Raw genomic sequence first — 16,576 nt, forward strand, 5'->3', positions numbered from 1 at the left:
TTAGCTCTCCTGTCGGAGTTAATCTTGAGGGCGGATAATCTCGCCCCTACATTCTATTGAGCCGTAACAGATGCTGCAGCGTTAACTGCAGCATCTAATTGGCTTAATTTTCTTCCAATTCGATGTTGATACCCAGTGAGCGGATTTCTTTCAACAATACGTTGAACGATTCTGGCATACCTGGTTCCATCTTATGGTTACCATCAACGATGTTTTTATACATCTTAGTACGACCGTTCACGTCATCCGATTTCACTGTTAGCATTTCTTGTAGCGTGTAAGCAGCACCGTAAGCTTCAAGTGCCCATACTTCCATCTCACCAAAACGCTGGCCACCGAACTGTGCTTTACCACCCAGCGGCTGCTGAGTAACAAGGCTGTAAGAACCAGTTGAACGTGCGTGCATCTTATCATCAACCAAGTGGTTAAGTTTAAGCATGTACATGTAACCCACAGTTACTTGACGTTCAAACTGATCGCCAGTACGGCCATCATAGAGTGTAACCTGACCACTTCTTGGGTAGCCACCAAGCTCTAGCATATCTTTGATTTCGTCTTCTTTCGCGCCATCAAATGCCGGAGTAGCGATTGGTAAACCACCTTTTAAGTTTTCAGCTAGACGACGAATTTCATCATCAGAGAAGCTAGCAATATCTACTTTCTGACGAGATTCACCGATTTCGTAAGCTTGCTTGATGAATTCACGTAGCTCATGCAGCTCACGTTGCTCTTTCATCATTTCCTCTAGGCGCTCACCAATACCACGCGCAGCTAGACCCATATGTGTTTCAAGGATCTGACCGATGTTCATTCGTGATGGTACACCTAGTGGATTAAGTACGATATCTACCGTACGACCTTTATCATCGTATGGCATATCTTCTACTGGTACGATAGTCGAGATAACACCTTTGTTACCGTGACGACCCGCCATTTTATCACCCGGTTGAATACGACGTTTAACAGCTAGGTATACTTTAACAATCTTAAGTACACCCGGTGCTAAGTCATCACCTTGGGTAATTTTACGACGTTTGTTTTCAAACTTCTTATCGTATTCAGCTTTAAGCTCATCGTACTGTGCAGCTAGTTGCTCAAGTTCAGCTTGCTTATCTTCTTGTGCAAGACTTTGAGTAAGTAGCTTTTCAGCATTTAGTGACGCTAAGCTTGACTCGTCGAAACCAGCAGTTGCAAGTAACTTACGAGCGCGCTCTAGTACACCCGCTTCTAAAATACGGAACTCTTCATTGAAGTCTTTCTTCGCTTCGCGAAGCTGCATGTCTTCAACTTCTAACGCACGCTTATCTTTTTCAACACCATCACGGGTGAAAACTTGTACGTCAATTACAGTACCTGTAACAGAGTTTGGTACACGTAAAGAGCTGTCTTTAACGTCAGACGCTTTTTCGCCAAAGATAGCACGTAGTAGCTTTTCTTCAGGCGTTAATTGCGTCTCGCCTTTCGGAGTCACTTTACCTACTAGGATATCGCCGCCTTTAACTTCAGCACCAATATAAACAACGCCTGATTCATCAAGCTTGCCTAGTGCAGACTCACCCACATTCGGGATATCTGCTGTGATCTCTTCAGGACCTAATTTAGTATCACGTGCAACACATTGTAGCTCTTGAATATGGATAGTCGTTAGACGATCTTCTTCAACTACGCGCTCTGATAGTAAGATTGAATCCTCGAAGTTGTAACCGTTCCATGGCATGAATGCCACGCGAAGGTTTTGACCAAGGGCTAAGTCACCTAAGTCAGTTGAAGGACCATCTGCTAATACATCACCACGCGTAACCGGCTCACCAACCATACAAGTTGGCTTTTGGTTAATACATGTATTTTGGTTTGAGCGTGTGTACTTAGTAAGGTTGTAAATATCGATACCCGCTTCACCAGGGATACGCTCATCGTCATTTACGTTTACTACGATGCGGCTCGCATCGGCGTACATTACTTCACCACCACGTTTAGCAACAATTGTTACACCAGAATCTTTTGCTAGTGTTAACTCAATACCAGTACCTACTAACGGCTTGTCCGCGTTCAATGTTGGTACTGCTTGACGTTGCATGTTTGAACCCATCAAGGCACGGTTAGCATCATCATGTTCTAGGAACGGGATAAGTGCAGCCGCTACAGAGATCACCTGTTGTGGTGATACATCCATATATTGCTGATCCATGCGACCCATAAAGGTTGACTCACCTTTGTGACGACATGGGATAAGTTCATCAACAAACTCATTGTTCTCGTTCAGGTTTGAGTTCGCCTGTGCGATCACAAACTGACCTTCTTCAATGGCTGATAAATAATCAACTTCATCAGTTACTACACCATCTACCACTTTACGGTATGGTGTTTCTAAGAAACCAAAATCATTTGTACGTGCGTACGTAGATAATGAGTTAATTAGACCGATGTTTGGACCCTCAGGAGTCTCGATTGGACATACACGACCGTAGTGAGTTACGTGAACGTCACGTACTTCAAAGCCGGCGCGCTCACGTGTTAAACCACCCGGACCTAATGCAGAAATACGACGCTTGTGCGTTACTTCCGATAGCGGGTTATTTTGGTCCATAAACTGTGATAACTGAGACGAGCCGAAGAACTCTTTAACCGCTGCCGAAATAGGCTTAGCGTTAATAAGATCTTGTGGCATGATCGCGTCAAGGTCACCTAAGCTTAAGCGCTCACGTACAGCACGTTCTACACGTACTAGACCTACACGGAATTGGTTCTCAGCCATTTCGCCAACACTACGTATACGACGGTTGCCTAAGTGGTCAATATCATCAACATCGCCTTGACCGTTACGAATGGCAATGAGCACTTTCATAACAGCTACGATGTCTTCTTTGCTTAATGTGCCAGGGCCTGTGTCTGTATCGTAACCAACACGGCTGTTGAACTTCATACGACCTACAGTAGATAAGTCGTAACGTTCATCAGAGAAGAATAGATTCTCAAATAAGGCTTCTGCCGCGTCTTTCGTCGGTGGCTCGCCTGGGCGCATCATGCGGTAAATTTCTACTAATGCTTCTAAACGGTTGCTAGACGAGTCAATATTTAATGTATTTGACATGTAAGCGCCGCTGTCAACTTCATTGATATATAGAGTATCAATTTTAGTGTGACCTGCTTTAACCAATTCAGCCATCAATTCAAGTGATAGCTCGTCATTAGCGTTTGCAATAATTTCACCTGTTGACTCATCAACATAGTTTTTAGCTACAATACGGCCAATGATGTACTCATGTGGTACTTCTAATTGATTAATGCCTTTTTTCTCGATGCTCTTGATGTGACGTGCCGTAATACGACGACCGCTTTCAACAAGTACTTCACCGTCTTCGCCTTTGATATCAAAAGCGGCAGTTTCACCACGTAAACGTGAAGGTACTAGTTCCATAAGAACTTTACCGTCAGCTACTTCAAACGCGGTAGTATCGAAGAACATAGCTAGCATGTCTTCGCTAGAGTACTCAAGTGCACGTAAAATAATAGAGGCCGGTAATTTACGACGACGGTCTATACGTACATATAAGTTATCTTTTGCATCAAACTCGAAGTCTAACCATGAACCACGGTAAGGTATAACGCGAGCGTTATATAATACTTTACCCGATGAATGGGTTTTACCGCGGTCGTTATCAAAGAATACACCAGGGCTACGGTGTAGCTGAGAAACGATAACACGCTCTGTACCATTGATTACAAAAGTACCGGTATCAGTCATGAGCGGAATTTCGCCCATGTAAACTTCTTGCTCTTTAATGTCTTTAACTGTGCCTGGAGCTTCTTTGTCCATAACTACAAGACGCAGTTTCACGCGAAGTGGAGCAGAATAAGTCACACCGCGAATTTGACATTCTTTTACATCGAATACTGGCTCACCAATACGATAACTAACGTATTGAAGCTCAGAATTTCCCGAGTAGCTTTTTATAGGGAACACAGAACGGAAGGCTGCTTCCAAACCATGATCGCCATCAGCGTCTGGGACTAAGAATTTTTTAAACGATTCTAACTGTGTCGACAGTAAGAAAGGTATATCCAAAACTTGTGGACGTTTACCAAAATCCTTACGGATACGTTTCTTTTCAGAATAAGAGTAAGCCATGGGGTTCCTCAGCTTGCTGATCTTTGACCCGACCTGTTCTTGTAAGAACAGACTTAACTGGCATCTATGCCAAGATTTACAACATTTGATTGTTGTTCTAATTTAACTTTGCCTTACCAACACTAGCAAACTATAAAGCGTTGAAAGAAAAGGAAAAATCAGATTTTATTTACGTTATAGGAATACATAACTCTATAGCGCAAAAAGGCCGGTGATTAAATAATCACCAGCCCTTGCCTGATTACTCAGGCAGCGAACCTAGCGTGAGCTAGATTACTTAACCTCAACTTCAGCACCAGCTTCAGTAAGTTCTTTCTGAAGTGCTTCAGCTTCTTCTTTAGATACACCTTCTTTGATAGGTGCAGGAGCAGCTTCAACAAGTGCTTTAGCTTCTTTAAGGCCAAGACCAGTTGCGCCACGTACAGCTTTGATTGCCGCAACCTTGTTAGCGCCAGCGCCAGTAAGGATTACGTCAAATTCAGTTTTCTCTTCAGCAGCTTCAGCAGCAGGACCTGCTACCATAGCAGCTGCAGCAGTTACGCCGAATTTTTCTTCCATTGCTTCAACAAGAGCAACAACGTCCATTACTGACATTTCAGCAATTGCGTCAAGGATTTGGTCTTTAGTTACAGACATTACAAATTTCCTAATAATTAACGGACTCTAGGTCCAAATAAATTTTACACCGAAAGTAAGATAAAAAAGCTTAAAATTAAGCAGCTTGCTCTTCTTTCTGTACACGTACTGCTTCAATTGTTTTACACAATTTGCCAGCAGACGCTTCTTTCATAGCGCTCATTAAGCGTGCAACAGCTTCGTCGTATGTAGGTAATGTAGCAAGCATTGATGCATCTACAACATTGCCTTCAAAAGCGGCCGTTTTAACTTCGAATTTCTCATTCTTTTTCGCGAATTCTGAGAAGATACGCGCAGCAGCACCTGGGTGCTCTGATGAGAAAGCGATTAAGCTTGGGCCAACTAACGAATCAGATAGACATTCAAAATCAGTACCTTCAACAGCACGTTTTGCTAGCGTGTTACGAACAACTTTCATCCATACACCAGCTTCACGAGCTTCTTTACGAAGGGCTGTAATTGCGCCTACTGTTACACCACGAGAATCTGCAACAACTGCAGAAAGAGCACCATTGGCTGCTTCGTTGACTTCAGCAACAATTGCTTTTTTGCCTTGAAGATTTAAAGCCATGGGTGTTACTCCTGGTTTAATGGGTCACCGACACTCGGCTTCCCTGTTTTACTCTTCCCTATCAAAAAAATTGATAGAGATGCTTTTTACGGCGAGAGCCAGAAGAGATTAGGAAAATCTATCTGGGGATTCACACCGTCTACGTAGGTAATATTAAGGCCGAAGCCGCCTACGGTCTTGGACGGAAGTCCAATTTATCGCATCGCGCAAGCGCTTAGCGAAATTATGGACTTCAACCCGAATTCTTTACTTGTTAAATAATAAATTATTCAACAAAATGGCGCAAAATTATAGTACAAATTTCACGCCATGTAAACACTTATTAAGCTATAGAAGTGCTTAACGTGTTTTGGTCAACAGCAACACCTGCGCCCATAGTAGTAGAGATGGTTACTTTCTTAACGTAAACACCTTTAGCTTGAGAAGGTTTAGCCTTCTTAAGCGCAACAACTAGAGCTTCAAGGTTTTGTTGAAGTTGCTCAGCAGTGAAATCAACCTTACCGATAGTCGTATGGATGATACCATTTTTGTCATTACGGTAACGTACTTGACCTGCTTTTGCGTTTTTAACTGCTTCTGCAACGTTAGGTGTTACAGTACCAGTTTTAGGGTTAGGCATAAGACCACGTGGACCTAAGATTTGACCTAGTTGACCAACAACACGCATAGCGTCTGGTGATGCAACAACAACGTCAAATTCCATCTCGCCTTTCTTAACTAGTTCAGCAAGATCTTCCATGCCTACTAATTCAGCACCAGCTTCTTTTGCAGCTTCTGCATTAGCGCCTTGTGTGAATACAGCAACACGAACGTCACGGCCAGTACCGTTAGGTAGTACAGTTGCACCACGAACGTTTTGGTCAGATTTACGAGCGTCAATACCAAGGTTAACAGCAACGTCAACACTTTCTACAAATTTAGCTGTTGCTAATTCTTTTAAAAGAGCAACTGCTTCATTGATTTCGTAATCTTTAGTTACGTCCACTTTTTCGCGGATAGTACGCATACGTTTAGTTAATTTAGCCATTTCTTAGTCCTCTACGTTCAAGCCCATCGCACGCGCAGAACCTGCGATAGTGCGAACCGCAGCGTCTAAATCAGCCGCTGTAAGGTCAGCTCGTTTTGTCTCAACAATCTCTTCAAGTTGAGCACGAGTTACTGTGCCTACTTTTTCAGTGTTAGGACGGCCTGAGCCTGATTTGATACCAGCAGCTTTCTTAAGTAAGTAAGCAGCAGGTGGCGTTTTCATGTCGAACGTAAATGAACGGTCACCGTAAACAGAGATCACTACAGGAACTGGAGCGCCTTTTTCGATAGATTCTGTACGCGCGTTAAACGCTTTACAGAATTCCATGATGTTTACACCGTGTTGACCTAGTGCAGGACCTACTGGAGGACTAGGATTAGCCATACCAGCGGCAACTTGTAGCTTAATTAAAGCTTCAACTTTTTTAGCCATTATAAATACCTCATTTGGTGGGTCTTAGCCTTGTGCGCGCGAGGACGCGTACTCTAACGGCTTCCCAGTTTAAAAATTGGTTTCGTGCTTTTTGTTGGCAAAAATAAATTTTTACCTTAATACAAAAAGGCCGCTGATTATAAGTTAATCAGCGGCCTTTTTCAAGCTCCGTGCCAAAATTTAAGTAAATAATGGCGAAGCTTTTTTAATCAATTACTTATCTTGTTCAACTTGACCAAATTCAAGCTCAACAGGTGTAGAACGACCAAAAATAAGTACCGACACTTTCACGCGGCTCTTTTCGTAGTCAACTTCTTCTACAACACCACTAAAGTCAGCAAATGGACCATCAGTAACGCGAACCACTTCACCTGGCTCAAATAATGTTGCTGGTTTAGGTGCTTCTGCATTTTCTTGAAGACGGTTAAGAATACGGTCTGCTTCTTTAGAGCTGATAGGCGCAGGACGGTCAGAAGTACCACCAATGAAGCCCATTACACGTTCAGTGCTGTTCACTAAGTGCCAGCTTGCGTCATTCATATCCATTTGTACTAGTACGTAACCTGGAAAGAACTTGCGCTCAGATTTACGCTTTTGACCTGCGCGCATCTCAACAACTTCTTCTGTTGGTACTAGTATTTCACCAAAGCTCTCTTCAAGGCCTTCGATTTTAATGTGCTCTGATAACGTTTGCGCTACACGCTTTTCGTAACCAGAGAATGCTTGTACAACGTACCAGCGTAATTTAATTTCTTTGTTCTCATCCGACATGGGATCAGATCTCCAATCCAGTTAAAAAGCCTACAGCGCGGAATAAAATGCCATCTAATCCCCAAAGGATAAGCGCCATAATCACTGTTGCAACCATTACGATTAATGTCGTGTGGGTAGTTTCTTGACGCGTTGGCCAAACAACTTTACGTACTTCAATGCGTGCTTCTTTAGCAAAGGCTAAAAAGTCACGACCTTTAGCGGTTTGAGAGGCAATGCCTAAACCTACCGCTATAGCAACCACAACGCCAATTGCACGTAGTAATACAGACTGATCTGCAAACATATGATTACCAACAACTGCGCCTGCAAGTAGCGCGATTGCTACTAACCACTTTACTGACTCCATCGCACTTGATGGGGTTTCTACATTCGTGCTCATAATATTATTACCTTAACTACAGACACAACAACCCTACACAACGGCAGGGTTAATCCATTAAAATCTAAACTTAAAAACAGACTTATTTAAACCGATTTTTAACCCCAGACTTACTCAACTCATGAGTAAAATTGGCAGGGGCGGAGAGATTCGAACTCCCAACCGTCGGTTTTGGAGACCGCTGTTCTACCAATTGGAACTACGCCCCTGCAAAGTGGATGCCTATTATACTTACGCAAATTATTAACACAAGCCTAAAAGATACCCACATAGGAAAATCTAATTAATTAATTCCATTATTGTTTCGCCTGCCAATCATTTACTCTCTTATATAAAGGCGTTGTGCTTAATTTAATGGTTATTTTTCTAATACTTTATACACATCACTAAGTAAGCTTGATGCGCCAAACCTAAATGTAGCGGCCTGCAAGTAATCATCGCCCATTATTGAGCGTGTTAGTGCTAAATATTCTTTTGCATCACTAACAGTTTTAACACCGCCAGCGGCTTTAAAGCCAACTACTTTACCCGATTTTTTAATAGTCTTAAGCATCACGTTTGTGGCTTCAAGCGTTGCATTTACAGCTACTTTACCTGTGCTAGTTTTTACAAAGTCGGCTCCGCCTTGAATTGCTAAGTTAGTTGCTTTGGTTATTAACTCTTTAGTTTTAAGCTCGCCACTTTCTATAATTACTTTTAACTGAGCTTTTGTACCGCAGGCTTTTTTACTTTGAGTTACATACTCAAGCACTTTAGAGTCCTCACCGGTAATAAGTGCTTTATAGGGTATAACTAAATCTATTTCATCCGCGCCGCGCTCAATAGCTATTAGCGTTTCGTTTATCACATCGCTCAGTGGCGCATCACCACTGGGAAAGTTTGTAACCGTTGCCACTTTTACATGGTTAAGCTCACGTGCCGCTAATGCTATTTTTGCATCATCTACAAAATCGCTGTAAACACATACCGCAGCCGGTGTGCCCAATTGTGGGTTTATGCTAGTTATAAGCTGCTGAATATCGTTTGAAGTATCCGCTGTATTTAAGCTGGTTAGGTCCATTAGCGAAACAGCTAAATGCGCATCGTTGAGTTGTTCAGTCATAAGTAATCCATTTATTAAAACAATAAATATTGGTGCAGCCATAGTAACAAATTATCGTCATCTCGCTATAGCTCATAACCAAACACTATAAGCTACTTGTTTTACTTGTAATTGCTTGCAAAGCCTTATTAACTAAGTCTTAGGCCTAAAAAGACCACTCATTATAACTTTTGGTTATATAAACTTGGTTTTAATTATTTTTTACTTACCAGTGAGCGCTATATTCTGCCACTTGCTCAATAGCGTTTTATTTTGGATTTTATTTAGAGGTGTTAACCACGTGCAGTATTTACCTATCTTTACCAAACTCGACAACAAACCCGTGCTGGTTGTTGGCGGTGGAGAGGTCGCATTACGTAAATGTCGCGCGTTTTTAAAAGCCCGCGCAAATGTAACCTTAGTGGCACCTTGGTTTTGTGATGAATTAAAAGAGCATGCGCAAAACAATGAAGTAACGCTTATTGATGCCTATTTTGATGAGTCGCACCTTAATGGCAAAATGCTAGTTATAGCAGCCACAGACTTAGACGAAGTAAACAACACGGTATTTGAGCTGGCAAACGCACGCAATGTGTTTGTAAATGTGGTTGATGACCAACCAAAATGTACGTTTATATTTCCATCAATTGTAGATCGCGACCCAATAACCATTGCTATATCAAGCGCTGGCACTGCGCCTGTGCTAGCACGCCGTTTACGTGAAAAGCTCGAAACGTTAATTCCACAACACATTGGCCCACTGGCTACTTTAGTTGGCAGCTTTAGAGATAAAGTAAAACAGCGCTTTAAACACTTTGCTGATCGCCGCCAGTTTTGGGAAGGCGTGTTTGATTCATCAGTCGTGAGCAAAGTACAAACCGGTAATACCGATGCGGCACAAGCGCAGTTAGAGCAGATGCTTGATGCCAAAGCAGAGCCAGAAGGCGAAGTATATATAGTAGGTGCAGGCCCTGGCGACCCTGAACTTTTAACACTTAAAGCACTGCAGTTAATGCAGCAAGCTGACGTCGTTGTATACGATTATTTAGTATCTGATGAAATTATGGAATTGGTACGCCGAGACGCTGACTTAGTATGTGTAGGCAAGCGTTTGGGCGATCATAGTGTGGCTCAAGAAGACACTAACCAAATGTTGGTTGATTTTGCCAAGCAAGGCAAAAAAGTATGCCGCATTAAAGGTGGCGACCCATTTATATACGGCCGTGGTGGTGAAGAAGTACAAGTACTGGCTGCCAATAACGTTAATTATCAAATAGTGCCTGGTATAACTGCCGCTGCTGGCTGTAGCGCGTATGCGGGTATTCCGCTTACTCACCGCGACCACGCACAAGCCATCCAATTTGTTACTGGGCATTGTAAAAAAGATGGCCAAGAGCTTGATTGGCAATCGCTTGCTAAAGCGCATCAAACTTTAGCTATTTATATGGGCGTTATTAAATCGCCACATATACAGGCTGAGCTGTTAAAGCATGGCCGCAGCGCAACAACCCCTGTTGCCGTAATCGAAAATGGGACACGCAAAAACCAACGTGTAGTGACCGGCCAATTAGGTGAGCTTGCAGATTTAATAGAGCGCAACAGTGTTGTATCGCCAGCATTACTTATTATTGGCGAAGTAGCCGCCCTGCACTCACAGCTGGCATGGTTTGGCCAAAACGAGCAAACCAGTAGCTTTGCACAGCCGCTAACCGGCGTAGCAAATACATAATTATATTTTACTTATTCACTTTTAATCATTTTAGTAGGACGACTAACAATGGCTTTAACTCACCTTCAGCAACTTGAAGCTGAAAGTATCAAAATCATGCGCGAAGTCGCCGCTGAGTTTGAGAACCCAGTAATGCTTTACTCAATTGGTAAAGACTCGTCGGTACTTTTGCACTTAGCGCGTAAAGCATTTTACCCTGCAAAAATTCCGTTTCCGCTATTACACGTAGACACCAACTGGAAGTTTCGTGAAATGATTGAGTTTCGCGACCGTCTAGCCAAAGAATACGGTTTTGACTTAATTGTTCATAAAAACCCAGAAGGTTTGGCCATGAACATCAGCCCGTTTACCCATGGTTCAGGCAAGCATACCGACATAATGAAAACCCAAGGCTTAAAGCAAGCACTTGATAAATACGGTTTTGATGCTGCCTTTGGTGGTGCACGCCGCGATGAAGAAAAGTCTCGTGCTAAAGAGCGTGTTTACTCGTTCCGCGATAAACACCACCGCTGGGACCCTAAAAACCAACGCCCTGAGCTTTGGAATACTTACAACAGCCAAGTTAACCCAGGTGAAAGCATTCGTGTATTCCCACTTTCTAACTGGACTGAGCTTGATATTTGGCAATACATTTACCAAGAAAACATCGAAATGGTTCCGCTTTATTTAGCAAAAGAGCGCCCAGTAGTAGAGCGCGATGGCACCCTAATAATGGTTGACGATGAGCGCATGCCACTTAATGAAGGTGAAGTACCGCAAATGAAATCGGTACGTTTTCGTACTTTAGGCTGTTACCCACTTACCGGTGCAGTTGAATCAACAGCCAGTAACCTAACCGAAATTATTGAAGAAATGCTGCTATCTACGTCATCTGAACGTGAAGGCCGTGTCATCGATCACGACTCAGCAGGCTCAATGGAGAAGAAAAAACGTGAGGGGTATTTCTAATGTCTACCAATACTAACGACACCATTAACGAAGTAAAAGAAATTGGCATAGACGCCTACCTAGCACGCCAACAAGATAAAAGCTTATTGCGAATGCTTACTTGTGGCAGCGTAGACGACGGTAAATCAACACTGATTGGCCGCCTTTTGCACGACAGCCACCAAATTTATGAAGATCAGCTAGCTGCGCTTCATAAAGATAACGAAAAAGTAGGTAACGCAGGCGAAGAGCTCGACTTAGCGCTACTCGTAGATGGCCTACAAGCTGAGCGCGAGCAAGGCATTACTATTGACGTAGCGTACCGTTATTTTTCAACCGCTAAGCGTAAATTCATTATTGCCGACACCCCAGGGCACGAGCAATACACACGCAACATGGTAACAGGCGCATCAACCAGCGATGTAGCCATTATTTTGGTTGATGCTCGCTATGGTGTACAAGTACAAACTAAGCGTCATAGCTTTATTTGTGACTCGCTAGGTATTAAACAGTTTGTAGTAGCGATTAATAAAATGGATATCGTTGATTTTGACGAAACCGTTTATGAAAAAATTAAAGCCGACTACCTTAAATTTGCTGAGCAACTTAACGTAACAAATATTAAGTTTGTGCCTATGTCGGCGCTGAAAGGCGACAACGTAGTAACACGCTCTGCGCACACGCCTTATTACACCGACAAACCACTGCTTGAGCTTTTAGAAGACTCACCAGCGGCCGAAACCGATACTGGTTTTGAAGCACGCTTACCAGTGCAATACGTAGTGCGCCCTAACTTAAACTTCCGTGGTTTTCAGGGCACGTTGGCATCAGGTAAGTTGCACGTAGGTGATGCAGTAAAAGTATTACCGTCGGGTAAAACATCAAACATTAAAGAAATAGTAACCTTTAATGGCAACCTAGATCATGCTGAATCCGGCCAAGCAATTACCGTTACCCTAAATAGCGAAATTGATATTAGCCGCGGTGATGTAATAGTACCTGCAAGCTCAACAGCTACTGTCACTAACCTTATACAGGCAAAACTTGTGTGGATGCACGAAGAGCCACTGGTGCTAGGTAAAAGCTACAACATTAAACTAGGTAGTAAAAACACATCAGCTGTGGTTAAAAAGATTGATCACACCATTGATGTTAACACTCTAGAGCACGGCTCTGCCGACTCACTGCAGCTAAACGAAATTGCTATTGTCACGCTTGAACTAAGCGAGACAATATTAGCTGACGAGTATAACAACAACCACGAAACAGGTTCATTTATCCTTATCGACCGTTTATCTAACTTAACGGTTGCAGCAGGTATGATTGAGCAAGTATTAAAAAGCGAAAAACAAAAAAGCGATTTCAGCGACTTTGAAATTGAGTTTAATAGCTTAGTACGCAAGCACTTCCCACACTGGCAAGCGCTTGATATTTCAAAACTGTAAGTATAAAAATGTCTGTTAGGAATATAAAAGCATGGTAGAGCAGCTGGTTTTAACAGGCATTATGCTTACCTTAGTCGGGTGCCTTTTTGGCACCCGCATTAATCCAGCATGGTTATTTGTAAGTGCTATTGGGACTAGTTATTTAACTGGGCTTATAGACCTTGAAAGCATGCTAGTAAATTACGCAAACCCGTCACTCATTACTCTTGTGTTATTAGTACTGGTTTCAATTGCAATTGAAAAAACCACGCTAATCCAAAAACTATCGCAATCACTATCTAAAGGAAGCTTAGTAAAATCGGTAACAAAGCTGGGAATATCAACCGCCTTTTTATCGTCGTTTACTAACAATACTGCGGTGGTGGCGTCACTTATTACTGCTATAAAAGACAACCCAACACATTCACCTTCAAAACTACTGTTACCGCTTTCGTACACCGCTATATTAGGTGGTACCCTTACACTTATTGGTACTTCAACCAATTTAATAGTAAACGGTTTTGCGGTAGATGCGGGCATGGAACCGCTAGGCTTTTTTGATTTTACCTTAGTGGGTATTGGCGCATTAAGCGTTGGCCTCATTACTATTTTAGTAATGCTCAAATACCTGCCCGACAATGGCAAAAACGCGCAAGAAGTTATTCCTTTTTATTTAGAGGGTAAGGTACAAGCTGGCTCTAAACTCATAGGCCGTACCGTAGAAGAAAACGGCCTACGCGATTTAAAAGATTTATTCCTCGCCGAAATTATTCGCGGCGATGAGCGCATATACGCAGTAACACCTCAGCAAATTATTAGACAAAACGATGTACTGCTGTTTGTAGGCGATATTAAATCGGTACCACTACTTAGGCGTTTTGATGGCCTAAAAGTAGTACACGACAACCACGAAAAAGACATAGAACACTTAGTAGAAGTGGTTGTAAGCCAGTCGTCTAAGTTTATTGGCAAAACCGTAAAAGAAGCGCGCTTCAGAGAGCAGTTTCATGCCGCGGTTATTGCTATTCGCCGCGGGCATGACCGCCTACAAGGCGGCCTTGGGCAAGTGCAATTACAAGCCGGCGACTCTTTAATACTCGCCCCAGGCAAAAGCTTTTACTCTTTACCTAATTTAAACCGCGAATTTGTGTATATATCGGGGTTTGACTTACAAACACACCTAAAACCTAAGCAATCTAATATTGTATTAGCAGGCTTTGCCGCTGTATTAGGGCTAAGTATTGTAGGTATAGTCCCTTTAGTAAAAGGCCTTCTAGTATTACTAATAGGGTTAATGCTTAGCGGTACAGTTAAACTGAGCGAAGTAAAACGCCGCTTTCCCATTGAGCTACTTGCTGTTGTAGGCAGTGCCATAGGCCTTGCTAAATTAATGATAGAAACCGGGCTTGCCGGGCAAATATCAAGCGCCTTGTTTATAGTACTGGGTGATTTTGGCCCATACGGTGCGTTTATCGCCATATTTTTAATGACCGTATTATTTACTGAGCTTATTACTAATAATGCCGCAGCCGCACTTTCATTTCCTGTGGCTTACTCGCTAGCAGTGGGCTTTAATGTCGATCCCCTGCCGTTTATTATGGCGGTAGCGTTTGGTGCATCGGCCAGTTTTATATCGCCATTTGGGTATCAAACTAACCTTATGGTTTATAGTGCGGGTAACTACCGCTTAAAAGATTACATAACAATGGGCTTGCCCCTTTCCATTATTTATTCAATCACGGTATTAACCTTGATCCCGCTCGTATTTCCGTTTTAATACGGGCGCTTAAAGTACAAGAGACTCACCACTATGGATGAAAATATTGTTTGGCATAACTACGCAATCACCAAGTCACAGCGTAGTGAGCAAAAAAAGCATAAACCGGCCATTTTATGGTTTACCGGTTTTTCAGGATCTGGCAAAAGCACTGTAGCCAACGCACTAGAAGCAGCGCTTAACCAACAAGGCGCGCACACCTACCTCCTTGACGGCGACAACGTACGCCACGGCCTATGTAAAGACTTAGGCTTTAGCGACGAAGATCGTATTGAAAACATACGCCGCGTTGGCGAAACTGCAAAACTCATGACCGATGCAGGCTTATTAGTACTTACCGCGTTTATTTCACCATTTAGAGCAGAGCGCGACATGGTGCGTAACTTGGTAGACGACGGCGAGTTTATTGAAGTATTTATAGATACCCCGCTTGATGTATGTGAAAGCCGCGACCCTAAAGGCTTATACAAAAAAGCCCGCGCAGGCGAGATAAAACACTTTACTGGTATCGACTCAAGCTACGAGGTACCCAACAACCCAGAAATAATTTTAGATACCAGTAAAAACACCCTAGACCAATCGGTTACTCAACTGATAACGTATCTAAAACAAAAGCATATTATAGGTTAACCCCAATGAACCAAACCGAGCTACTAGAAGAAACCCTCATCCTTGCCCGCAAAGCAGGCCAAGCCATAATGGGGATTTACGAAAAGGACTTTAACGTTGAATACAAAGCCGATGAAAGCCCAGTAACCGACGCCGACTTAGCAGCTCATAAAGTGATTGTGGCAGGGTTAAAGCAGCTCACCCCCGACACACCGATACTTAGCGAAGAAAGCGCTGATATAAGCTGGGATATTCGTCAAACATGGAAAAGCTACTGGTTAGTAGACCCCATCGACGGCACGAAAGAGTTTATAAAAAAGAACGACGAATTTACCGTAAACATAGCGCTTATCGAAAACGGTAAACCTGTACTTGCTGTCGTTGATGCGCCTGCGCTTGGCGTATCGTACCTTGCTGCAGAAGCCATTGGCGCGTTTAAAGACAAAGGCGATGAACGAATAGAGCTTAAAGTAACCACCAAACCTAACAAAGGGTTAATCCGCGTAGTTGGCAGCCGCTCGCACCCATCACCTGATTTAGCCGAGTTTGTAAAACGCTTTGACGAGGTTGAAATGGTGTCAAAAGGCAGCTCACTAAAATTATGTTTAGTGGCTGAAGGCAGTGCCGATATTTACCCGCGCTTAGGCCCAACCTGCGAATGGGATACGGGTGCTGGCCATGCAATAGCCGAAATAGCGGGTGCCAAAGTCACTAAGCTCGATGGCAGCCCGCTTTTATATAACACTAAAGATGAGTATTTGAATCCGTATTTTGTAGTGAGTGCGGTGGAAGGATAAAAGCTAAGAGCTTCGAGCTGTTAGCCACGAGCAGCTCGGTGTAAACCTAAACACCGTAGGTTGGGTTGAGTGGAACGAAACCCAACGAATATTGAGTTTATGGGCTGCGGGCTTAGCGTTGCGAGCAGCTCGGGAGAAATTTTCACTGTAGGTTGGGTTATGTACAACGAAACCTAACCATGGAATAAAAAATGCCATGCATTGGAGGTCTCTTTTAACTGCTTTACTTTCCAATACAATTTACTGATATCCCATAGTTAGTCAACACTCCACATATCAGTGCC

14 protein-coding genes and 1 tRNA gene are annotated in these 16,576 nt (G+C 43.0%); 6 read left to right on the plus strand and 9 right to left on the minus strand.

Annotation, left to right across the window (positions count from 1 at the left end; genetic code table 11):
• Window positions 1-103 precede the first annotated feature (103 nt).
• The 9 genes from rpoB to deoC form a co-directional block, all read right to left on the minus strand.
• On the minus strand, window positions 104-4,129 hold the full coding sequence (gene rpoB, locus AABI99_RS10890) for a DNA-directed RNA polymerase subunit beta (protein ID WP_338365781.1): 4,026 nt from the start codon (window positions 4,127-4,129) through the stop codon (window positions 104-106).
• Window positions 4,130-4,402: 273 nt separating this feature from the next.
• Complete coding sequence (gene rplL / locus AABI99_RS10895) at window positions 4,403-4,765, minus strand: 50S ribosomal protein L7/L12 (protein ID WP_338365782.1); 363 nt, start codon at window positions 4,763-4,765, stop codon at window positions 4,403-4,405.
• 76 nt (window positions 4,766-4,841) lie between these two features.
• The gene (rplJ, locus tag AABI99_RS10900; protein ID WP_338365783.1) at window positions 4,842-5,336 is read right to left on the minus strand and encodes a 50S ribosomal protein L10; all 495 of its coding nucleotides are present in this window, start codon (window positions 5,334-5,336) and stop codon (window positions 4,842-4,844) included.
• A 322-nt stretch (window positions 5,337-5,658) separates the two neighbouring features.
• Entirely contained in the window at window positions 5,659-6,363 is a 705-nt protein-coding gene (gene rplA, locus AABI99_RS10905) for a 50S ribosomal protein L1 (RefSeq protein ID WP_338365784.1), read from the minus strand.
• A gap of 3 nt (window positions 6,364-6,366) precedes the next feature.
• The gene (rplK, locus tag AABI99_RS10910; protein ID WP_338365786.1) at window positions 6,367-6,795 is read right to left on the minus strand and encodes a 50S ribosomal protein L11; all 429 of its coding nucleotides are present in this window, start codon (window positions 6,793-6,795) and stop codon (window positions 6,367-6,369) included.
• A 213-nt stretch (window positions 6,796-7,008) separates the two neighbouring features.
• Window positions 7,009-7,566 (minus strand): transcription termination/antitermination protein NusG, encoded by a 558-nt coding sequence (nusG, locus tag AABI99_RS10915; RefSeq protein ID WP_338365788.1) that lies wholly within the window; start codon window positions 7,564-7,566, stop codon window positions 7,009-7,011.
• Between the two features lie 4 nt (window positions 7,567-7,570).
• Window positions 7,571-7,948: a preprotein translocase subunit SecE gene (secE, locus tag AABI99_RS10920; RefSeq protein ID WP_338365789.1), complete on the minus strand. Its 378-nt coding sequence runs from the start codon at window positions 7,946-7,948 to the stop codon at window positions 7,571-7,573.
• 132 nt (window positions 7,949-8,080) lie between these two features.
• Window positions 8,081-8,157: transfer RNA gene (locus tag AABI99_RS10925), tRNA-Trp, on the minus strand.
• Between the two features lie 149 nt (window positions 8,158-8,306).
• On the minus strand, window positions 8,307-9,050 hold the full coding sequence (gene deoC, locus AABI99_RS10930; RefSeq protein WP_338365790.1) for a deoxyribose-phosphate aldolase: 744 nt from the start codon (window positions 9,048-9,050) through the stop codon (window positions 8,307-8,309).
• A gap of 280 nt (window positions 9,051-9,330) precedes the next feature.
• On the opposite strand from deoC, the gene cysG reads away from it, so the two are divergent.
• The 6 genes from cysG to cysQ are packed head-to-tail and all read left to right on the plus strand — an operon-like array spanning window position 9,331 to window position 16,292.
• Window positions 9,331-10,758, plus strand: coding sequence for a siroheme synthase CysG (gene cysG, locus AABI99_RS10935; protein ID WP_338365791.1), 1,428 nt, complete (start codon window positions 9,331-9,333; stop codon window positions 10,756-10,758).
• Between the two features lie 48 nt (window positions 10,759-10,806).
• On the plus strand, window positions 10,807-11,706 hold the full coding sequence (cysD, locus tag AABI99_RS10940) for a sulfate adenylyltransferase subunit CysD (protein WP_338365792.1): 900 nt from the start codon (window positions 10,807-10,809) through the stop codon (window positions 11,704-11,706).
• Window positions 11,706-13,130 (plus strand): sulfate adenylyltransferase subunit CysN, encoded by a 1,425-nt coding sequence (gene cysN, locus AABI99_RS10945; protein WP_338365793.1) that lies wholly within the window; start codon window positions 11,706-11,708, stop codon window positions 13,128-13,130. The genes cysD and cysN overlap by 1 nt, the downstream gene beginning before the upstream one ends.
• Before the next feature lie 31 nt (window positions 13,131-13,161).
• A complete protein-coding gene (locus tag AABI99_RS10950) occupies window positions 13,162-14,886 on the plus strand; it encodes an SLC13 family permease (protein WP_338365794.1) in 1,725 nt (574 codons plus the stop codon).
• A gap of 33 nt (window positions 14,887-14,919) precedes the next feature.
• Window positions 14,920-15,516: an adenylyl-sulfate kinase gene (gene cysC / locus AABI99_RS10955; RefSeq protein ID WP_338365795.1), complete on the plus strand. Its 597-nt coding sequence runs from the start codon at window positions 14,920-14,922 to the stop codon at window positions 15,514-15,516.
• 5 nt (window positions 15,517-15,521) lie between these two features.
• Window positions 15,522-16,292: a 3'(2'),5'-bisphosphate nucleotidase CysQ gene (gene cysQ, locus AABI99_RS10960; protein WP_338365796.1), complete on the plus strand. Its 771-nt coding sequence runs from the start codon at window positions 15,522-15,524 to the stop codon at window positions 16,290-16,292.
• Window positions 16,293-16,576: the final 284 nt, after the last annotated feature.

It is taken from the genome of uncultured Pseudoalteromonas sp., from assembly GCF_963922945.1.
Classification (GTDB): Bacteria; Pseudomonadota; Gammaproteobacteria; order Enterobacterales; family Alteromonadaceae; genus Pseudoalteromonas.